The organism is Pseudomonas sp. MWU12-2319 (assembly GCF_023242525.1).
GTDB classification, from domain to species: domain Bacteria; phylum Pseudomonadota; class Gammaproteobacteria; order Pseudomonadales; family Pseudomonadaceae; genus Aquipseudomonas; species Aquipseudomonas gingeri_D.
The window spans coordinates 3,582-27,845 of the sequence record NZ_JALJES010000035.1; the positions used below are offsets into that span (position 1 = coordinate 3,582).

The 24,264-nt window shown below is 65.0% G+C and carries 1 protein-coding gene; it reads left to right on the forward strand.

Annotated features, from left to right (window positions below; genetic code table 11):
- Positions 1–24,264, forward strand: a 24,264-nt coding sequence (locus M5C01_RS32370; protein WP_248764460.1) for a non-ribosomal peptide synthase/polyketide synthase, incomplete at its 3' end; no start/stop codon positions are given.

Sequence of the window (24,264 nt, forward strand, 5' to 3'; positions counted from 1 at the left end):
ATGCACTTCAGCGAATTGATGGCAGTTCTTTCCACGCACGCGATCCGTCTTCAACAGGAAGAAGACGATCTGGTGATTCTCGGTGACGATGAGGGCCTTGACAGCGCCGTGCTCGACAGTCTCGGCGTGCATAAGGCGGAACTGCTCAAGCTGGTGGCTCGAAACGGCGGGGACTGGTTGAGCCCGGCCTTCCGGATTACCGCGGACATGCTGCCGCTGGCCGACCTCAGCCAGGAGGCGATCGACCGTATCGTCGACGCGGTGCCCGGTGGTGCCGGCAATGTCCAGGATATCTACCCGCTGGCGCCCCTGCAGGAAGGCATTCTCTATCATCACCTGGCCGCCGGGCAGGGTGACCCCTATGTGCTGCGGGCGCTGTTCGGCGCCGATAACCGCGAACGCCTCGACGATTTCGCCCAGGCCCTGCAAGCGGTGATCGAGCGTCACGATATCCTGCGCACCGCCATGGTCTGGGAGGGTCTCGACGAGCCGGTGCAGGTGGTGCTGCGCGACGCCACCCTGGCGGTGGATGAGCTTGAACTGGCAGCCGCCGACGGGGATATCGAAACCCAGTTGCGCGAACGCTACGATTCCCGGCATTACCGCCTCGACCTGCGCCAGGCCCCGCTGATGCGCCTGGTCTGCGCCGAGGACCGGGCCAATGCGCGCTGGGTGGCGATCCTGTTGTTCCATCACATCGCCATCGACCATGCCGCGCTGGAGCTGGTGCAGGTCGAGATGCAGGCCTACCTGCTCGGCGAAGGCCATGCCTTGCCCGAGGCGGTGCCGTATCGCAACTATGTGGCGCAGGTCCGGCTGGGGGCCGGGGCCGATGCCCATGAAGGTTTTTTCCGTGACATGCTGGCGGACGTCGATGAACCGACGCTGCCGTTTGGCGTGGTCGAAATCCCGGGCAGCCATCCGCTGATCGAAGAGGTCCGTGTGCCGGTCGCCGCCGATTTGAGCCTGCGCCTGCGGGCCCAGGCCCGGCAGCTGGGGGTCAGCGCCGCGAGCCTGCATCACCTGGCGTGGGCGCGGGTGGTGGGCGCCGTTTCGGGCAAGTCCGATGTGGTCTTCGGCACCGTGCTGATGGGCCGGATGCAGGGCGGCGAGGGCGCCGATCGAGCCCTGGGCATGTTTATCAACACCTTGCCGTTGCGGGTGAAACTCGAGGGGCACGGGGTCCGTGAAGGGGTCAAGACCACCCACGCGCGCCTGACCGCCTTGCTCGGCCACGAGCACGCCTCCCTGGCCCTGGCCCAGCGTTGCAGCGGCGTGGCCGCGCCGGCGCCGTTGTTCAGTTCGCTGCTCAACTACCGCCATAGCGCCGCCGAGTCGCAGGCTTCGGCCGAGACCCTGCAGGCCTGGGCCGGTTTGCACAGCCTCGGCGGTGAAGAACAGAGCACCTATCCGATCACCCTGTCGGTGGACGACCTGGGCGAAGACTTCAGCCTGGCGGTCCAGGCCCTGGCGGAGATCGGTGCGCAGCGCGTCGGCAACTATATGCTGGCGGCCCTCGGTGGGTTGGTCGAGGCTTTGGAGCAACAGCCACAGACACCCTTGCAGCACCTGGAAATCCTTCCGCTGGCCGAGCGCCAGCAAGTACTGCACGGCTTCAATGCCACGGCGCGCGACTATCCGCGGCACAGCAGCCTGCAGGCCCTGTTCGAACTGCAAGTGGCGGTGCGGCCCGACGCAGTGGCTGCCGTCCAGGATGGCCAGAGCCTGACCTACCAGCAACTCAACAGTCGCGCCAATGGCCTGGCCCGCCACCTGATCGGCCTCGGCGTACAGCCGGGCGAACGGGTGGCGTTGCTGCTGGCCCGCTCCTTCGACCTGCTGGCCGGCCAACTGGCGATTATCAAGTGCGGCGCGGCCTATGTGCCGCTGGATATCAATGCGCCGGCGGAACGCCAGGCCTTCATGCTGAATGACAGCGCGGCGCGGCAGGTCCTGACCCTGAGCGGCAGCGCGGTGCCCGAAGGTATCCAGCGGGTCGATCTGGACACCCTGGAACTGGACGCCGATGTACCGAACCCGACACTGGCCGGGTCCTCCGAGTCGGTGGCCTATATCATGTACACCTCCGGCTCCACCGGCACGCCCAAAGGGGTACTGGTGCCGCACCGGGCCGTCAGCCGCCTGGTGATCAACAACGGTTATGCCGATTTCAACGCCGATGACCGCGTAGCCTTCGCTTCCAACCCGTCCTTTGACGCCAGCACCCTGGACGTCTGGGCACCACTGCTCAATGGCGGTTGCGTGGTTGTGGTGGAGCAGTCGGTGTTGCTGTCCCTGGACGAGTTCCGCGCGCTGTTGCTGGCACGGTCGGTCAGCGTGCTGTGGATGACCGCCGGCCTGTTCCATCAATATGCCGACGGCCTGATGGAAGCCTTTGGCCGCTTGCGCTACCTGATCGTCGGCGGCGACGTGCTGGACCCGGCGGTGATCGCCCGGGTATTGGAAGAGGGCGCGCCGCAGCATCTGCTCAACGGCTACGGTCCAACCGAGGCCACCACCTTTTCCACGACTTATGAAATTACTTCGGTGGGCAACGGTGGTATTCCCATCGGCCGGCCGATCGGCAACAGCCAGGTGTATGTCCTCGATGCCTTGCGCCAACCGGTGGCCGTGGGTGTGGCCGGCGAGCTGTATATCGGTGGACAGGGCGTGGCCAAGGGCTATTTGAACCGCCCGGAGCTGACCGCCACGCAATTCATCGCCGACCCGTTCAACGCCGAGGCCGGAGCACTGCTGTACCGCACCGGCGACCTGGCGCGCTGGACCGCGGACGGGGTTGTCGAGTACCTGGGGCGTAACGACGACCAGGTGAAAATTCGTGGTTTCCGTATCGAACTGGGCGAGATCGAAGCTCGCCTGGCCGATTGCCCGGGCGTCAAGGAAGCCGTGGTGCTGGCCCGTCAGGATGAGCCCGGACATAAACGTCTGGTGGCCTACCTGATTGCCGAGGCCGACAGCAGCTTGTCGGTGCCGGAGCTGCGTCGCGAGCTGGCGGCGTCCCTGGCCGAATATATGGTACCCAGTGCCTTTGTCGTCCTCGAGTCGTTCCCGCTGACCGCCAACGGCAAGCTGGATCGCCGGGCCTTGCCGGCACCGGACGCCGACGCCTATGCCAGTCGCGAGTTCCAGGCCCCCGAGGGCGAGCTGGAAATCACCCTGGCGCGACTGTGGTCCGAGTTGCTGAAAGTCGAACGGGTCGGACGCCATGACCACTTCTTCGAACTCGGTGGGCACTCGCTGCTGGCGGTGAGCCTGATCGAGCGCATGCGTCAATTGGGCCTGAGTGCCGACGTGCGCGTGCTGTTCAGCCAGCCGACCCTGGCGGCGCTGGCCGCTGCCGTCGGTGGCGGTCGTGAAATCAGCGTACCGGCCAACCTGATTGTCGACGGTTGCGAGCGGATCACCCCGGGCCTGCTGCCGCTGGCCAACCTGACCCAGGCCCAGATCGACCAGGTGGTGGCGACGGTGCCGGGCGGGACTGCCAATGTGCAGGATATCTACCCGCTGGCGCCGTTGCAGGAGGGGATTCTCTATCACCACCTGGCGGCCCGGGCCGGCGACCCCTACGTGTTGCAGACCCAGTTTGCCTTTGACAATCACGAGCGTCTGGGCGCCTTTGTCCAGGCCTTGCAGATGGTGATCGACCGCCATGACATCCTGCGTACCGGGGTGGTCTGGGAGGGCCTGGATTCACCTGTGCAGGTGGTCTGGCGCCAGGCGCGCCTGCACCTTGACGCGCTTGAACTCGACCCGGCCGCCGGCGATATCGGTGCGCAACTGCACAGCCGCTTCGATCCGCGTCACTACCGCCTGGACGTGAGCGAGGCACCGCTGATGCGTCTGGCCTATGCCGAAGATCCGCTCAACCAGCGGATCACCGCGATGCTGCTGTTCCACCATATGGCCCTGGACCATATGGCGATGGAAGTGGTGCAGCATGAAATGCAGGCCTGGCTGCTCGGTGAGACCGAGGCCTTGTCGGCGCCGGTGCCATATCGCAACTATGTGGCCCAGGCGCGCCTGGGTGTCAGCCCGGCCGATCATGAAGCGTTTTTCCGCGACATGCTCGGTGAGGTGGAGGAACCGACCCTGCCGTTCGGTTTGCAGGATGTACAGGGTGATGGCAGCGATATCGAGGAAGCGGTCCAGGCGCTGGATGCGCAGTTGGACCAGCGCCTGCGGGCTCAGGCCCGGCAGTTGGGGGTGAGTGTCGCCAGCCTGGTGCACCTGGCCTGGGCCCAGGTACTGGGCAAGGTGTCGGGGCGCCGGGATGTGGTGTTCGGCACTGTGTTGATGGGCCGGATGCAGGGCGGCGAGGGTGCCGACCGGGCACTGGGGATGTTTATCAATACCTTGCCGCTACGGGTTGCCGTGGGCGGGCAGGGTGTACGCGCCGGGGTCAAGGCGACCCACGCGCGGTTGACCGCGTTGCTGGGCCACGAACACGCGTCCCTGGCATTGGCCCAACGTTGCAGCGGCGTGGCCGCGCCGACGCCATTGTTCAGCGCCTTGCTCAACTACCGGCATAGCGCCGTCGGCAGTGTTTCCGAGCGGGCCGTACAGGCCTGGCACGGTATCCATGCCCTCAGTGGCGAAGAGCGCACCAACTACCCGCTGACCTTGAACGTCGACGACCTGGGCGACGGTTTCAACCTGACTGCCCTGGTGGCCTCGTCGATCGGTGCGCAGCGGGTTTGCGGCTATATGCACACGACGCTGGAGCATTTGGTGGAGGCTCTGGAGCAGACGCCGCAAGCGTCGTTGCAAGGCCTGTCGATCCTGCCGGCCAGCGAGCGTGAGCAGTTGCTGGTGGGATTCAACGACACGGCACTGGAGTATCCGCAGGCGCAGACCGTTCATGGTTTGTTCGAGGCGCAGGTGCAGCGTACTCCGGATGCCCTGGCAGTGGTGCATGGCGGGCGCCGCCTGACTTACCGCGAACTGAACGAGCAAGCCAACCGCTTGGCACACGCCCTGCGTAAACAGGGCGTGCAGCCGGATTCACGGGTCGGGATCTGTGTCGATCGCGGGGCCGAGATGGTCGTCGGCTTGCTGGCGATTCTCAAGGCGGGTGGCGGTTATGTGCCGTTGGACCCGGCTTATCCGGCGGAGCGGATTGCCTACATGTTGCAGGACAGTGCTCCGGCGGCGGTGCTGGCTCAGGCGGCTACCCAGTATCTGTTGGCGGGTGTTTCGGTGCCCGTGATCAATCTCGACCAGGACACCTGGCAGGACGAATCCGTCCAGAGTCCGCAGGTGCCGGGGCTGACTTCGGCGCATCTGGCCTATCTGATCTACACCTCGGGTTCGACCGGCCTGCCTAAAGGCGTGATGATCGAACACCGCAACACCGTGAACTTCCTGACCTGGGCCCACGCCGCTTTCAATGCGGGCGCAACCTCTGTGGGAGCGGGCTTGCCGGCGATGACGGCGGTGAATCCAACATCGCCATCGCGAGCAAGCTCGCTCCTACAGGGATCGGGTTCGGCGTTGGATAAGACGTTGTTCTCGACCTCGCTGAACTTCGACCTGGCGGTCTATGAGTGCTTCGCGCCCTTGACCTCCGGCGGCAGCATCGAGGTGGTGAAAAACGTCCTGGAACTGCAACACGGCGAACACGATATCGGCCTGATCAACACCGTACCGTCGGCCCTCAAGACCTTGCTGGAAGTGGATGGCTTGCCGGAGTCGGTGCACACGGTCAACGTTGCCGGTGAGGCGCTGAAGCGCAGCCTGGTTGAATCCCTGTTCGAAAAAACTGGCGTCCAACGTCTTTGCAACCTCTACGGCCCGTCGGAAACCACCACCTACTCAAGCTGGGTGTCGATGGACCGCGAAGACGGTTTCGCCCCGCATATCGGCAAACCGGTGGGCAACACCCAGTTCTACCTGCTGGATGAGCATCAGCAACCGGTCCCGCTGGGTGTTCCGGGCGAGATCTATATCGGTGGTGCCGGCGTGGCCCGGGGTTACCTGAACCGCGACGACCTCACCGCCGAACGCTTCCTCCAGGACCCGTTCGCAAGCACGCCGAATGCCCGCATGTACCGCACCGGCGACCTGGGTCGCTACCTGGCGGACGGCAATATCGAATACCTCGGCCGTAACGACGACCAGGTGAAAATCCGCGGCTTCCGTATTGAACTGGGCGAGATCGACGCCCGTCTGGCCAAACACCCGGCGGTCCATGAAGCGGTGGTCACCGCTCGTGAAGACATCCCGGGCGATAAACGCCTGGTGGCTTATTACACCCTGGCCACCGGGTACACCTCGGTGGAGATCGACAGCCTGCGTCAGCATCTGCGGGAGAAGCTGCCGGAGTACATGGTCCCGGGTATCTACGTTGTTCTGGAGAAGCTGCCGTTGACCCCCAACGGCAAGCTGGACCGCAAGGCCTTGCCGGCCCCGGACAGCGATGCGTTGGCCCGTCGTGGCTACGAAGCCCCTCAAGGCGAAACCGAAATCGCCTTGGCGCAGATCTGGGCCGACTTGCTCAAGGTCGAGCAGGTGGGGCGTCATGATCACTTCTTCGAACTGGGCGGCCACTCGTTGCTGGCGGTCAGCCTGATCGGGCGCATGCGCCAAGCGGGTCTGAGCGCCGATGTCCAGGTGCTGTTCGGCCAGCCGACCCTGGCCGCACTGGCCGCCGCCGTGGGCGGGGGCCGTGAAATCAGCGTGCCGGCCAACCTGATTGGCGAAGGGTGCGAGCGTATCACCCCGGATATGCTGCCGCTGGCCAATCTCGACCAGGCCGCTATCGACCGTATTGTCGCCAGCGTGCCGGGTGGCGTGGCGAACGTGCAGGATATCTATCCGCTGGCGCCGTTGCAGGAAGGCATTCTCTACCACCATCTGTCAGCCGTGGACGGCGACCCCTATGTCCTGCACATGATGTTCACGGTGCAGGAGCGTCAGCGGCTGGACGATTTTGCCCAGGCGCTGCAACAGGTCATCGACCGCCATGACACCCTGCGCACCTCTGTGCTCTGGGAAGGCCTGGACGAGCCGGTCCAGGTGGTCTGGCGCCAGGCTCGGTTGCAATGCGAAGCCGTGGAGCTGGACTCTGGGGCCGGTGACGCCGCCGGCCAGCTCAAGGAGCGTTTCGACAGCCGTCATTCGCGCCTGGACGTCACCCTTGCGCCGCTGATGCAACTGGTGTTTGCCCGGGATGAAGCCCGGCAGCGCTGGGTGGCGATGTTGCGCTTCCATCATATGGCCCTGGACCATACGACCCTGGAAGTGGTCCGCCATGAAATCCAGGCGTATCTGCTCGGGCAGGCCGAGCAGCTCGGCAGCCCGGTGCCGTATCGCAACTATGTGGCCCAGGCGCGCCTGGGCCTGAGCCGCGAGGAACACGAGGTGTTCTTCCGCGACATGCTGGGGGATGTCGACGAACCGACGCTACCGTTCGGCCTGCGCGAAGTGCAGGGCGAAGGCCAGCAGATCGAGGAAGCCTCGCAGGTCCTGGCGTCGAGCTTGAGCCTGCGCCTGAGGACCCGTGCCCGGCAGTTGGGGGTGAGCGCCGCCAGCCTGCACCACCTGGCCTGGGCGCGGGTGATGGGGGCGCTGTCGGGCAAGTCGGACGTGGTCTTCGGCACCGTCTTGATGGGCCGGATGCAGGGCGGCGAAGGTTCCGAGCGGGCGCTGGGGATGTTTATCAACACCTTGCCGTTGCGGGTTGCCGTGGGTGAGGAGGGCGTACGCGCCGGGGTCAAGGCGACCCACGCGCGGCTGACCGCGCTGCTCGGCCATGAATATGCCTCCCTGGCCCTGGCCCAGCGTTGCAGCGGCGTAGCCGCACCGACACCACTGTTCAGCGGCCTGCTCAACTACCGGCACAGTGCCTCGGAGCAGGTTACCGAACAGGCCGTGCAGGCCTGGCAAGGCATCGAGATCCTCGGCAGCGAGGAGCGCAGCAACTACCCGCTGACCCTGTCGGTGGATGACCTGGGTGAAGACTTCGCCCTGAGTGTCCTGGCTCCGGAGGCGATCGGCGCGCAACGGATCTGCGACTACATGCACACGGCCCTGGTCAATCTGGCCGACGCCCTGGAGCAGGCGCCGCTGACGCCGCTGTCCGCGCTGTCGGTCGTCCCGGCCGCCGAACGCCAACTGCTGCTGGAAGACTTCAACCGCAGCACCGCGCCTTATCCCGCCGGCCTGACCATTGCCCGGCAGTTCGAAGCCCAGGTTCTCGCGACTCCCGACGCCCTCGCGGTGGTCCATGAAGGCCAGGGCCTGAGCTATGTCGAGCTGAATCGCCAGGCCAACCAGCTGGCCCATCATCTGCGCGGCCTTGGCGTACAGCCTGATGACCGCGTCGCCATCAGTGCGGGGCGCAGCCTCGAGATGCTGGTCGGCCTGGTGGCGATCCTCAAGTCCGGCGCCGGTTATGTGCCGATCGATCCGTCGCACCCGGCGGAACGCCTGGCCTACCTGCTGCGCGACAGCGCCCCACGGGTGCTGCTGACCCAGGCCGAGCTGCTTGAACGCCTGCCGGTGCTGGACGTGCCGGTGCTGCTGCTCGACGCCGAATCCCGCAGCGCCGCGGGTGTCGACGCGCAACCGCAGAGCAACCCGGATATCGCCACACCGTCCAGCCTGGCTTATGTGATCTACACCTCGGGCTCCACCGGTGAGCCGAAGGGCGTGATGGTCGAGCACCGTCAACTGTCCAATCTGGTGAGCTGGCACTGCCAGGCGTTCGCCCTGGAAGCAGGCAGCCAGACCTCCAGTGTCGCCGGCTTCGGCTTCGACGCGATGGCCTGGGAAGTCTGGCCGGCGCTGTGTGTCGGCGCTACCTTGCACCTGCCGCCGGCTTCTGCCGGCAGTGAAGATGTCGACGGCCTGCTGGCCTGGTGGCTGGCGCAGCCCCTGGACGTCAGCTTCCTGCCGACGCCGATTGCCGAATATGCCTTCAGCCAGTCGTTGCAGCACCCGACCCTGCGCACCCTGCTGATCGGCGGCGACCGCCTGCGGCAGTTCCCCCAGGGCCAGCGCTTCGCCCTGATCAACAACTATGGCCCGACCGAAACCACGGTGGTGGCGACTTCCGGGTTGATCGACGAACACGCCGCGACGCTGCATATCGGCAAACCGGTGGCCAATACCCGGGTCTATCTGCTCGACGAACAACTGCGTCCGGTGCCGCTGGGCGTGCCCGGTGAACTCTATATCGGTGGCGCGAGCGTGGCCCGTGGTTACCTGAACCGCGCGGCACTGACCGCCGAACGCTTCCTCAAGGACCCGTTCAGCAGCGAACCCGAGGCGCGGATGTACAAGACCGGCGACCTGGCGCGCTGGCTGGTCGACGGCAATCTCGACTACCTGGGGCGTAACGACGACCAGGTGAAGATCCGTGGCCTGCGTATCGAACTGGGGGAAATCGAAACCCGCCTGGCCAGCCACCCTGAGATCCAGGAGGCTGTGGTTCTGGCCCGCGAAGACCACCCCGGCGACAAGCGTCTGGTGGCCTATTACAGCTCGGCTGACGCGACGCTGGAAATCGAAACCCTGCGCGCCTACCTGCAAACGCAACTGCCGGACTACATGGTGCCGTCGGCCTATGTCGCCCTGGACAGTTTTCCGCTGACCGCCAACGGCAAGATCGACCGTCGGGCACTGCCGGCGCCGGATCTGACGGCCCTGGTCAGCCGTGGCTACGAAGCGCCCCAGGGCGATATCGAAATCACCCTGGCGCGGCTGTGGGCCGATGTGCTCAAGGTCGAGCGCGTCGGTCGGCATGACCATTTCTTCGAGCTCGGCGGCCACTCGCTGCTGGCGGTCAACCTGATCGGGCGCATGCGCCAGGTCGGCCTGGCGGCGGATGTCCGCGTGCTGTTCGGTCAACCGACCCTGGCCTCCCTGGCGGCGTCGGTGGGCGCGGTCAGCGACCTGGCGGTTCCGGCCAACGGGATTGCCGCGGACTGCCGGCGCATCACCCCCGACATGCTGCCGCTGATCAGCCTGGACCAGGCCACCCTCGACCGCGTCGTGGCCACGGTGCCCGGTGGTGCGGCGAACGTGCAGGATATCTACCCGCTGGCACCGTTGCAGGAAGGCATTCTCTACCACCACCTGAGCGCCGAGCAGGGCGACCCCTATGTGCTGCAATCGCAGTTCGCCTTTGACAGCCGCGCCCGCCTGAACGATTTCGCCCAGGCGCTGCAAGCGGTTATCGACCGGCATGACATCCTGCGCACCTCCATGCACTGGGAAAGCCTCGACGAGCCGTTGCAGGTGGTCTGGCGCCATGCCGAGTTGAGCATCGAGGAGGTCCATCTGGATCCCCGTGTCGGCGATATCGCCGAGCAGTTGCAGGGGCTTTTCGACCCGCGCCAGGTACGCCTGGATGTCCGCCAGGCACCGATGCTGCGCCTGGTCTTCGCCCTGGATACGGCCAACCAGCGCTGGCTGGCGACCTTGCTGTTCCACCATATGGTCCTCGACCATACCGCGCTGGACCAGGTGAAGCAGGAAATGCAGGCCTGGCTGCTGGGCCAGACCGATCAACTGGGCGTCTCCGTGCCCTATCGCAACTATGTCGCCCAGGCTCGCCTGGGGGGCAGCGAGCAGGCCCACGAGGCGTTCTTCAAGGACATGCTCGGCGATATCGACGAGCCGACGCTGCCGTTCGGCCTGCAGGATGTGCAGGGCGATGGCCATGCCATCGAACAGGCCCATCTGGCCCTGGACGCCGGTTTGAGCCAGCGCCTGCGGGTCCAGGCCCGTCAGTTCGGGGTCAGTGCCGCGAGCCTGGTACACCTGGCGTTTGCCCAGGTCCTGGGGCGGGTCAGCGGGCGTGAGCAGGTGGTGTTCGGCACCGTGCTGTTCGGCCGGATGCAGGCCGGCGAGGGCGCCGAACGGGCCCTGGGGATGTTTATCAATACCTTGCCGCTGCGGGTTGACCTGGGTGAGCGGGAAGTCCGTGAAGGGGTCAAGGCGACCCATGCACGGCTGACCGCCTTGCTCGGGCATGAGCACGCCTCCCTGGCCCTGGCCCAGCGTTGCAGCGGCGTGGTTGCACCGGCCCCGTTGTTCAGCGCATTGCTCAACTACCGCCACAGCAGCACGGGGGTGACCGAGCAAGGCCAGAGCGCCTGGCAAGGCATGCAGGCCCTGGCGGGCGAAGAGCGGACCAACTATCCGTTGACCGTCAACGTCGATGATCTGGGCGACGGCTTCTACTTCACCACGCTGGTGGCCGCGACCATTGGCGCGCAGCGTGTTTGCGGTTACTTGCAGACGGCCCTGGACGGGTTGGTCCAGGCCCTGGAACAGGCGCCACAGACGCCGTTGCACGCAGTGTCGATATTGCCGCCGGCCGAGCGTGAGCAGTTGCTCGAAGACTGGAATCAGTCCGGCCAGGACTATGCCGCCGAGGCATTGATCCATCAGCAGTTCGAAGCCCGTGCCGAAGAACGGCCGGAGGCCGTGGCGCTGGTGTACCAGGATGAAAGCCTGAGCTACGGCGAACTCAACGCCCGCGCCAACCAGGTTGCCCATCGCCTGCTGGCCCTGGGCGTGCGGCCGAATGATCGGGTGGCGATCTGCGTCGAACGTGGCCCGGCGATGATTATCGGCTTGCTCGGGATCCTCAAGTCCGGCGCCGGTTATGTCCCGCTGGACCCGGCCTATCCCCGCGAACGCCTGGCCTACACCCTTGGCGACAGCGCCCCGGTGGCGTTGCTTAGCCAACACTCGGTGCAGGAAGCCTTGCCGACGGTACAGGTGCCCGTTATCAATCTCGACGATGCGGATCTGCAGGACGAATCCGTCCGTAATCCGCAGGTGCCAGGGCTGACGGCCGCGCATCTGGCTTATGTGATCTACACCTCCGGTTCCACCGGCTTGCCCAAGGGCGTGATGGTTGAACATCGCAACGTTGCGCGGCTGTTCTCGGCCACCGAAGAATGGTTCGGCTTCAATGAGCAGGATGTCTGGGCACTGTTCCACTCGTTCGCGTTCGACTTCTCGGTCTGGGAAATCTGGGGCGCGCTGCTGCATGGCGGTCGTTTACTGATCGTGCCGCAACTGGTCAGCCGTTCGCCTGAGGATTGCTACGCGCTGCTGTGCAGCACCGGGGTCACGGTACTCAACCAGACCCCGAGCGCCTTCCGCCAACTGATCGCTGCCCAGGGTGAAAACGGCCAGCCACACTCGTTGCGCCAGGTGATTTTCGGCGGCGAGGCGCTGGACACCGCTCTGCTCAAGCCCTGGTACGCCCGGGACCTGAACGCCGCTACACAGCTGGTGAACATGTACGGCATCACCGAAACCACGGTGCACGTGACCTATTACCCGTTGCAGGCCGAAGACGCCCAGCGCCTGGGCGCCAGCCCGATCGGCAAGCGCATTCCCGACTTGCAGCTGTATGTCCTCGATGACCGTCGCGAGCCAGTACCGGTGGGCGTGGTCGGCGAGCTGTATGTCGGTGGCGCCGGGGTTGCCCGGGGCTACCTGAACCGTGCCGAACTGAGTGCCGAGCGTTTCCTCGACAACCCGTTCAGCCGCGAGGCGAATGCGCGCATGTACCGCACCGGTGACCTGGGTCGCTGGCTGGCCGACGGCAGCCTGGAATACCTCGGTCGTAACGACGAGCAGGTGAAGATTCGCGGTTTCCGCATCGAACTGGGCGAGATCGAAGCGCGGCTTGGTGCCTGCGAGGGCGTGCGGGATGCGCTGGTGCTGGTGCGCGAAGACGAACCCGGCGACAAACGCCTGGTGGCTTATGTCATCGGCGCTGCGGGGGTTGAGCTGGACGCCGCGCAACTGCGTGAGCAACTGCGCCAGTCCCTGGCCGAATACATGCTGCCAAGCGCCTTTGTCAGCCTGGAAAGCTTCCCGCTGACCGCCAACGGCAAACTCGACCGCAAGGCCCTGCCGGCCCCGGATCGCTCGGCGGTGGCCAGCCGTGGCTACGAGGCCCCTGAAGGTGACACCGAGATCGCCATTGCGCGGATCTGGCAGGAGCTGTTGCAACTGGATCAGGTCGGTCGCCATGACCACTTCTTCGAACTGGGCGGCCACTCGCTGCTGGCGGTGAAACTGATCGAGCGCATGCGCCAGGTCAACCTCAGTGCCGATGTCCGTGTGCTGTTCGGCCAGCCGACCCTGTCCGCCCTGGCGGCCGCGGTGGGTGGCAAGCATGAGGTCGAGGTCCCGGCCAACCTCATCACCAAGGGTTGTGAGCGCATCACCCCGGACATGCTGCCGCTGGTGTCCCTGAGCCAGGACGATATCGACCGCGTGGTCGCCGGCGTGCCTGGCGGCCTGGCCAATGTGCAGGATATCTACGCCCTGGCGCCGTTGCAGGAGGGGATTCTGTATCACCACCTGGCCGCGGCCCAAGGTGACCCGTACCTGCAATATGCGATGTTCGCCTTCGACAGTCTCGAGCGTCTGCACAGTTTCGCCCAGGCCCTGCAAGGCGTGGTGGCGCGACACGATATCCTGCGTACCTCGGTATTCTGGGAAAGCCTCGATGCGCCGGTGCAAGTGGTCTGGCGCGAAGCGACCCTGGGTCTTGAACAGCTTGAGCTGGACCCGGCGAACGGTGAAGTGGTCGAACAACTGCGTGAACGCCTCGATCCACGTCATACCCGCCTGGATATTCGCCAGGCGCCGATGATGCGCATCGGTTATGCCCAGGACCCGGCGAATAAGCGCTGGGTCGGCATGCTGCTGTTCCATCACCTGGTGGACGACGCCACCTCGCTGCGCATTCTCTGCGGCGAAATCGAGGCGCATATGCTCGACCGCCAGGCCGAGCTGCCGCCGTCCGTGCCGTATCGCAACTACGTGGCCCAGGCCTGGCTGGGTGTCAGCCGCGAGGAACACGAAGCGTTCTTCCGCGACATGCTCGGCGATATCGAGGAACCGACGCTGCCGTTCGGCCTGCAGGATGTGCAGGGTGACGGTCATGCGATCGAGGAAGTGCGGCAACGTGTGGACGACGACCTGAGCCGTCGCCTGCGCTTGCAGGCCCGTCAGCTCGGGGTCAGTGCCGCGAGCCTCTATCACCTGGCCTGGGGTCGTGTACTGGGCGTGGTGTCGGACAAGGACGATGTGGTCTTCGGCACCGTCTTGCTCGGTCGCCTGCAAGGCGGCGCCGGGGCCGATCGGGCCCTGGGCATGTTCATCAATACCTTGCCGCTGCGGGTGGCCCTGGGAGAGCAGGGCGTGCGCAGTGGTCTGAAGGCCACCCATGCCCGACTCAGCGGGCTGCTGGCCCATGAACACGCGTCGCTGGTACTGGCGCAACGCTGCAGCGGCGTGGCCGCTTCGACGCCGCTGTTCAGTTCCTTGCTCAACTATCGGCAGATCGGCGATACCAACGTGACCGACCAGGCGTTGGCCGCCTGGGAAGGTATCCAGGCGCTGGACGGCGAAGAACGCACCAACTACCCGCTGACCTTGTCGGTGGACGATCTGGGTGAAGGTTTCAACCTGACCGTCATGGCCGAAGGGCAGATCGGTGCCGAGCGGGTCTGCGGCTATATGCACTGCGCCCTGGAAAACCTGGTGCAGGCCCTGGAGCAGGCGCCGGACACGGCCCTGGGCGCGATCAATATCCTGCCGCCGGGCGAACGCCAGCAATTGCTGGAAAGCTGGAACACTCCTCATGCGCTGTATTCCGATGACGCCTTGATCCACCGAACCTTCGAAGCCTGGGTGGTGGCGCAACCGGAAGCCGTGGCCCTGCAGTATGAAGGGCGCACGCTGACCTACGCTGAGCTGAACGCCCGCGCCAACCAGGTCGCCCATCATTTGCTGACCCTGGGCGTGCGTCCGGATGACCGGGTGGCGATCTGTGTCGAACGCGGCCTGGAGATGATTGTCGGGCTGTTGGGTATCCTCAAGGCGGGTGCCGGCTACGTGCCGATCGACCCGGCCTATCCGGCCGAGCGTATCGCCTACCAGTTGCAGGACAGTGCTCCCGTGGCGGTATTGGCCGATGCCGCCGGCCTGGCGCTGCTGGGCACCTTCGACGGTCCACGGGTCGATCTACGCAGCCCGGCGCTGCAGGCCCAGTCGAGCAGCAATCCACGGGTCAGCGGGCTCAGCCCGCATCACCTGGCCTATGTGATCTACACCTCCGGTTCTACCGGCCTGCCCAAGGGCGTGATGGTCGAGCACCGCAACGTCGCGCGGCTGTTCTCGGCGACCCAGAGCTGGTTCGAGTTCAATGAGCAGGATGTCTGGGCCTTGTTCCACTCGTTCGCCTTCGACTTCTCGGTCTGGGAAATCTGGGGCGCGCTGCTGCACGGCGGGCGTTTGCTGGTGGTGCCACAACTGGTCAGCCGTTCACCAGAAGACTGCTACGCACTGCTGTGCAAGGCCGGGGTAACGGTGCTCAACCAGACCCCGAGCGCCTTCCGCCAGTTGCTCAACGCCCAGGGCGAGAGCGATCTGCGCCATTCCCTGCGCCAGGTGATTTTCGGTGGCGAAGCCCTGGAGACCGGGATGCTCAAGCCGTGGTACGCCCGGGTGGCCAACGCCGGCACCCAATTGGTGAACATGTACGGCATCACCGAAACCACGGTGCATGTGACCTACTGCCCATTGGTGGCGGCGGATGCGCAGCGGGCGGGCGTCAGCCCTATCGGCGTACGGATTCCCGATTTGCAATTGTATGTGCTCGACAGCCGTCGCGAGCCGGTGCCGGTAGGCGTGGTCGGCGAGCTGTATGTCGGCGGTGCCGGGGTGGCCCGGGGGTATCTGAACCGTGCCGAACTGACCGCCGAGCGTTTCCTGGCGAACCCGTTCAGCAAGGAGCCCCTGGCGCGCTTGTACAAGACCGGCGACCTGGGTCGCTGGATGGCCGATGGCAGCCTCGATTACCTGGGCCGCAATGACGACCAGGTGAAGATCCGTGGTTTCCGTATCGAACTGGGTGAAATCGAAGCGGCGCTGGCTGCTTGCGAAGGCGTCCGCGAGGCGGTGGTGCTGGCCCGTGAAGACGAGCCGGGGGATAAACGCCTGGTGGCCTATGTGATCGCCGCGCCGGGCCAGGAGGTGGTTGCCGCCGAGTTGCGTGCGCAGCTGTTGCTGTCCCTGGCGGACTATATGGTGCCAAGTGCCTTCGTAGCCCTGGAAGCCTTCCCGCTGACCACCAACGGTAAACTGAATCGCAAGGCCCTGCCGGCGCCGGATGAGCAAGCCCTGGTACGACGTGACTACGCGGCGCCTGAAGGTGCAGTGGAAATCGCCATCGCGCAGATCTGGCAATCCTTGCTGCAACTGGAGCAGGTCGGTCGCCATGACCACTTCTTTGAACTGGGCGGGCATTCGCTGCTGGCGGTGAAACTGATCGAGCGCATGCGCCAGGTCGGCCTGGCCGCCGATGTGCGGGTGCTGTTCAGCCAGCCGACCCTGGCGGCCCTGGCCGCGGCGGTGGGCGGGCATCAGGAAGTGCGGATACCGGACAACCTGATCGCTCCGGGCTGTGAGCGTATTACCCCGGACATGCTGCCCCTGGCCGATCTGGATCAGGCGGCCATCGATCGCATTGTCGCCAGCGTTCCGGGCGGTGTGGCCAATGTGCAGGATATCTACGCCCTGGCGCCGTTGCAGGAGGGGATTCTTTATCACCACCTGGCAGCCCACGAGGGTGACCCCTATGTCCTGCAGGTGCTGTTCGCCTTCGACAATCGCGAGCGCCTGGGTGGTTTCGCCGAGGCCTTGCAGAGCGTGGTCGATCGCCATGACATCCTGCGTACCAGTGTGGTCTGGGAGGGATTGGACCAGCCGGTGCAGGTGGTCTGGCGCACCGCGCAACTGAGTCTGGAAGAAGTGGCGGTCGATCCGGCGGCGGGTGACGTGCTGGAACACCTGCACGAACGCTTCGACCCGCGCCATTACCGCCTGGATATCGGCCAGGCGCCGCTGATGCGCATTGCCTACGCACAGGACCTGGCCAACCAGCGCTGGGTCGGGATGTTGTTGTTCCATCACATGGCCCTGGATCACACCGCGCTGGAAGTGGTGGTGCAGGAAATGCAGGCCAGCCTGCAAGGCCTGGGCGGGCAATTGCCGGCGCCGGTGCCGTACCGCAACCATGTGGCCCAGGCCCGCTTGGGCGTCAGCCAACAGGAACATGAAGGGTTTTTTCGCGAGATGCTCGGCGATATCGACGAGCCGACGCTGCCTTATGGCATCCAGGATGTACAAGGCGACGGCAGTGGTGTCGACGAAATCCGCCAGGTGCTTGACAGCGGTTTGAGCCAGCGCCTGCGCAGCAGCGCGCGGCAACTGGGGGTCAGTGCCGCGAGCCTGGTGCACCTGGCCTGGGCCCAGGTGGTGGGCCGGGTCTCGGGTCGTGAGGAAGTGGTCTTCGGCACCGTGCTGATGGGCCGCATGCAAGGCGGCGAGGGCACCGACCGGGCCCTTGGGATGTTTATCAATACCCTGCCGCTGCGCCTGAGCGTCGGAGCCCAGGGTGCATTGGCCGGGGTCAAGGTGACCCACGGGCGGCTGTCGACCCTGCTCGGCCACGAGCATGCTTCGTTGTCCCTGGCCCAGCGTTGTAGTGGCGTGCCGAGTTCGTTGCCGCTGTTCAGCACGCTGCTGAACTACCGTCACAGTGCCAGCGGTGTGGCTTCGTCCGAAGCGCTGTCGGCCTGGCAGGGTATCCAGACCCTGAGCATGGAAGAGCGCACCAACTATCCGTTGTGCCTGAACGTCGATGACCTGGGCGATGACTTCATGCTCACCACCCAGGCCGTCGGGCAGATCGGTGCCGCGCGGGTCGGCGGTTATATGCAGGCTGCCCTGGCGAGCCTGGTGGAAGCACTGGAACAGCGGCCGCAGGCAGCGCTGAACAGCCTGTCGATCCTCCCGGACGATGAGCGTGAGCTGTTGCTGGTGGGCTTCAACGATACTGCGCTGGATTATCCGCAGGCGCAGACCGTGCATGGGTTGTTCGAGGAGCAGGTGGCGCGTACGCCGGATGCTTTGGCGGTGGTGCATGGCGGGAAGCGCCTGAGCTATCGCGAGCTTAACGAACAGGCCAACCGTTTGGCCCATGCGTTGCGCAAGCGGGGTGTGCAGCCGGATTCGCGGGTCGGGATCTGTGTTGAACGTGGGGTCGAGATGGTCGTCGGCTTGCTGGCGATCCTCAAGGCGGGTGGCGGTTATGTACCGCTGGACCCGGCTTATCCGGCGGAACGGATTGCCTATATGTTGCAGGACAGTGCCCCGGCGGCGGTGCTGGCCCACTCGGCTACCCATGAGCTGTTGGCGGGTATTTCGGTGCCGGTCATCAATCTCGACCAGGGCACCTGGCAGGACGAATCCGTCCGGAATCCGCAAGTGCCGGGGCTGACTTCGGCGCACCTGGCTTACCTGATCTACACCTCGGGTTCGACCGGCCTGCCTAAAGGCGTGATGATCGAACATCGCAACACCGTGAACTTCCTGACCTGGGCTCACGTCGCTTTTGACGGCTCGGCGCTGAACAAGACCTTGTTCGCCACTTCGCTGAACTTCGACCTGGCGGTCTACGAATGCTTTGCGCCCCTGACTTCGGGCGGCAGCATCGAGGTGGTGAAAAACGTCCTGGAACTGCAACAGGGCGAACACGACATTGGCCTGATCAACACCGTGCCATCGGCCCTCAAGGCCTTGCTGGAAGTCGGTGGCGTGCCGGAATCAGTGCACACGATCAACGTCGCCGGCGAAGCCCTCAAGCGCAGCCTGGTGGAAACCCTGTTCCAACAGACCGGCGTCCAACGCCTGTGCAACCTCTACGGTCCCTCGGAAACCACCACCTACTCAAGCTGGGTAGCGATGAATCGCGAAGACGGCTTCGCCCCGCATATCGGCAAACCGGTGGGCAACACCCGGTTCTACCTGCTGGATGAGCATCAGCAACCGGTCCCGCTGGGTGTTCCGGGCGAGATCTATATCGGTGGTGCCGGCGTGGCCCGGGGTTACCTGAACCGCGACGACCTGACTGCCGAGCGTTTCCTCCAGGACCCGTTCAGTCAGGCCCCGGCGGCACGGATGTATCGCACCGGCGACCTCGGCCGCTATCTGCCAGACGGCAATATCGAATACCTCGGCCGTAACGACGACCAGGTGAAGATCCGCGGCTTCCGTATCGAACTGGGCGAGATCGACGCCCGTCTGGCCAAACACCCGGCCGTCCATGAAGCCGTGGTCATGGCCCGTGAAGATATCCCGGGCGACAAGCGCCTGGTGGCCTATTACACCCTGGCCGCCGAGCACACTTCGGTGGATATCGACAGTCTGCGCCTGCACCTGCAGGAGCAGTTGCCGGAGTACATGGTCCCGGCGGCCTACGTGCAGCTCGAAGCACTGCCGCTGACCCCGAACGGCAAGCTGGACCGCAAGGCCCTGCCGGCGCCGGATCTGCAAGCGGTGATCAGCCGTGGCTACGAAGCCCCCGAAGGCGATATCGAAATCGCCCTGGCGCAACTCTGGCAAGAACTGCTGGGCCTGCCCCAGGTCGGCCGGCATGACCAGTTCTTTGAACTGGGTGGCCACTCATTGCTGGCGATGCGTCTGATTTCGCAGATCCGCCAGCGACTGGGGGTTGAGGTGGGCCTGGCGCAACTCTTTGCCCATCCCGAACTGATGGCCCTGGCCCAGGTGATCGCCCAGGCCGGGCGCAGCACACTGCCGGAGATCGTGCCGGTGGCCCGTGACCAGGCCTGGCCGTTGTCCTTTGCCCAGCAGCGTCTGTGGTTCCTCGCGCAGATGGAAGGCGCCAGTGCGGCCTACCATATGCCCGCCGGTCTCAGCCTGCGTGGCACCCTTGACCGCGTGGCCCTGCAACGGGCCCTGGAACGCATCGTGGCGCGCCATGAAGGCTTGCGCACCACCTTTATCCTGGGCGATGACGAACAGCCACTGCAACGGATCGCCTCGGCGGATGCCGGCTTCAGCCTGCAGTTGCACGATTTGCAGGGGTTGGCGGCGGCCGAGGAGAAACTCCAGGTCCTGGCCAGCGAGGAGGCCGTGCAAGCCTTCGACCTGGAACAGGGGCCGTTGATTCGTGGCCGCCTGATCCGCATGGCCGAGGACCGCCATGTCCTGCTGCTGACCATGCACCATATCGTCTCCGATGGCTGGTCGATTAGCGTGCTGACCCGCGAACTGGCCGCGCTCTACGAAGCGTTCAGCCAGGGCCGGGACGATCCGTTGGCGCCGTTGGCACTGCATTATCTCGACTACGCCGTGTGGCAGCGTCGTTGGCTCAGTGGCGAGCTGCTGCAAAAGCAGTGCGGTTATTGGCAGCAAGCCCTGGCAGAAGCCCCGGCGTTGTTGATGTTGCCGACCGATCGGGTCCGTCCGGCACAGCAGGACTATGCCGGTGCCGCGCTGCCGGTGGCCTTCGACGAAAACCTGACCCGTGGCCTCAAGGCCCTCGGCCAGCGTCACGGCACCACCTTGTACATGACCGTCATGAGCGCCTGGGCGGCGCTGTTGGGCCGTCTGGCCGGGCAGGACGACGTGGTGATCGGTTCGCCGGTGGCCAACCGCATGCGCAGTGAAGTCGAAGGGCTGATCGGCCTGTTCGTCAATACCCTGGCGATCCGTGTCGACCTCAGCGAGCAGCCGACGACCGAGTCCCTGTTGGCGCGGGTCAAGACCGCTACCCTCGGCGCCCAGGCGCATCAGGACTTGCCGTTCGAACAAGTGGTGGAAGTGATCAAGCCGGTGCGCAGCCTGTCTCACAGTCCGGTTTTCCAGGCGATGTTGACCTGGCAGGACATGGGCGGTGGCGACTTCGCCCTGGGCGATCTGCAACTCGAAGGCCTGGGCTCGACCCAGACCCTGGCCAAGTTCGATATCTCGCTGGACCTGGGCGAGGCCCAAGGCCGTCTGCTCGGTTCGCTGGAATACGCCACGGCGCTGTTCGACGAAGGCACCATGGTTCGTTACCTCGGCTACTTCCAGCGCCTGCTGGAAGCCATGGTTGCCGACGACAGCCAGGTGCTGGAACGCGTGCCGTTGCTCGATGCCAGCGAACGTGAGCATTTGCTGCTGGGCCTCAATGCGACTGAAGTACCTTATCCGCAGGACAGTACGATTCATCAGCTGTTCGAAGATCAGGTCCGGGCGCAACCGGAGGCCATCGCGGTGGCGTTCCAGGCGCAGCGCCTGAGCTATGGCGAACTGAACCGCCAGGCCAACCGACTGGCTCATCATCTGATTGGCCTGGGCATCGGCCCGGACGATCGGGTGGCGATCTGTGTCGAGCGCGGTGTGGAGATGATGGTCGGCTTGTTGGGTGTGCTCAAAGCGGGTGCGGCCTATGTACCGCTGGATCCGGCTTATCCGGCCGAGCGCCTGGCCTATATGATCGAGGACAGTACGCCGTCGGCCTTGCTGACCCAGCATGCATTGCAGAGCCATTTACCCGTACTGGCCGTGCCGCTGGTGCTGCTCGACGACGATCAGCGCCAGGGCTTCAGCGAGCGTGACGGCAACCCCGTGGTGCCGGCCCTTGGCTCGCGCAACCTGGCTTACGTGATCTACACCTCCGGTTCCACCGGTAATCCGAAAGGGGTGATGATCGAACACCGTGGCCTGGTCAACTACAGCGTCGACGCCGCCCGCCTGTTCGGCCTGACTGCGACAGACACCGTGCTGCAACAGAACACCCTGAACTTCGACCTGTCGGTGGAGGAAATCTTCCCGGCACTGCTGGCCGGGGCCACCCTGGCGCCAAGCCGCGAGATCTTCGGCAGCGAGGGCTCGGAGAATCACGGTATTCGCCCGACCTTCCTGCATATGACCGCCGCTCACTGGCACACCCTGGCCGCCGAATGGCACAGCCAGCCGCAAGTTGCCGCGCAACGTCTGGAAGGCGTGCGCTTGATCAACGTCACCGGCGACGCCCTGTCGGCACAAAAGCTCAAGCTCTGGGATGAAGTCCGCCCGGCACATACCCGCTTGATCAATACCTACGGTCCGACCGAGGCAACGGTGTCCTGCACCGCCGCTTATGTCACCCACGATGCGGTGGCCGGTAGCGAAGGCAGTGGCAACGCGACCATCGGCAAGCCGATGGCCAACACCCGTATCTATCTGCTCGATGCCCATCAGCAACCGGTGCCCTACGGCGTGGCCGGTGAAATCTTTATCGGTGGCGACGGCGTGGCCCGGGGTTACCTGAACCTCGAACAGGTCAACGCCGAGCGATTCCTCGTTGATCCGTTCAGCACCAGCCCTGATGCCCGGATGTACAAAACGGGCGACCTGGCCCGCTATATGGCCGACGGTCGTATCGAGTACCTGGGCCGCAATGACTTCCAGGTCAAGGTCCGTGGCTTCCGGATCGAACTGGGGGAAATCGAGGCACGCCTCGGTGGTTGCACCGGGGTCAAGGAAGCAGCGGTGATTGCCCGCGAAGACCATCCGGGAGAAAAACGCCTGGTGGCCTATATAGTCGCCAAGCCTGAAGCGAACCTGGATGTTGCCGGTTTGCGTGCGGAACTGGCACCGCAGCTTGCCGAATACATGCTGCCAAGTGCCTTCGTGATCCTCGACGCCTTGCCGTTGACACCGAACCGCAAGCTCGACCGCAAGGCCTTGCCGGCCCCTGCGGACGATGCCTTTGCCAGCCGCGAGCATGTCGCCCCGCAAGGCGCCATCGAGACGGCCCTGGCGCAGATCTGGCAGAGCCTGCTGAATCTGCAACAGGTGGGGCGTCATGACCACTTCTTTGATCTGGGTGGGCACTCGCTGCTGGCCATGCGCTTGATTTCCCAGGTGCGCCAGCGCCTGGGCGTCGAGCTGAGCCTGGCGGATATCTTTGCCCAACCGGAACTGGCGGCATTGGCCCAGGTGCTGGCGCAAGCCGCCGGCAGCAGCCAGCCGCCGATCGTGCCGGTATCCCGTGACCAGGCCTTGCCATTGTCGTTTGCCCAGCAGCGCCTGTGGTTCCTGGCGCAACTGGATGGCGGTAGTTCGGCTTACCACATTCCAGCCGGGCTGCGTTTGCGTGGTGCCCTGGATCGTATTGCCCTCAAACGGGCGCTGGATCGTATCGTTGCCCGTCACGAATCACTGCGTACCACCTTTGTGCAACTGCAGGGGCATGACGCGGAACAACGTATCGCCCCGGCCGACATCGGCTTCAACCTGCAATTGCATGTACTGGCCGGCCAGGCGGAGGCGGAAGAAGAGCTGCTGTCCATCGCCGCCGCAGAGGCTCGCGAGAGCTTCGACCTGCTGCGTGGACCGCTGGTGCGCGGGCGTCTGGTGCGCATGGCCGATGACGACCATGTGCTGCTGGTAACCTTGCACCACATCATCTCCGACGGCTGGTCCGCCGGCGTACTGACCCGCGAACTGGGCGTGCTCTACGAGGCCTTCCGCCAGGGGGCGGAGGATCCGTTGCCGGCCTTGCCGGTGCAGTACGCCGACTATGCGGTTTGGCAGCGCAACTGGCTGAGCGGTGAAGTGCTGCAACAGCAAGGACAATACTGGCAACAGGCCCTGACCGGTGCCCCGGTCCTGCTGGCACTGCCAAGCGACCGGCCGCGTCCGGCGCAGCAGGACTACAGCGGGCATCTGTTGGGCCTGGCCCTCGATGCCGACTTGACCCGTGGTCTCAAGGCGTTGAGCCAGCGGCAGGGCACCACCTTGTTTATGACGGTCATGGCGGCCTGGGCTGCGGTGTTGAGCCGCCTGTCCGGCCAGGATGATGTGGTGATCGGTACGCCGGCGGCCAACCGTCTGCGCGCCGAGGTGGAGGACCTGATCGGGTTCTTCGTCAACACCCTGGCGGTACGGGTCGAGGTCTCGGCGGCGCTGAGCGTCGAAACCTTGCTGCAACAGGTCAAGCGCCAGACCCTGGCCGCCCAGGCCAACCAGGACTTGCCGTTCGAGCAGGTGGTGGAAGTGGTTCGTCCGCAGCGCAGTCTGTCCCACAGCCCGATTTTCCAGGCGATGTTGTCCTGGCAGAACACCGAGGAGGTCGATCTGGCGCTGGGTGACATGACCCTGCATGGTGTCGGGGTGACCAGTCGCACGGCCAAGTTTGACGTGCTGCTGGATATGACCGAGGTGGGCGACCGTCTGTTCGGCACTTTGGAATACGCTACGGCGTTGTTCGACGAGTCGACCATGCAGCGTTGCCTGGGTTACCTGGAAGCCATGTTGCGTGGGATGGCGGCCGATGAACGGGCGCTGGTTGCAGAGATTCCGTTGCTGGATCAGGAACAGCGTGGGCAGTTGTTGGAAGGCTTCAATGCCACCGCTGTCGAT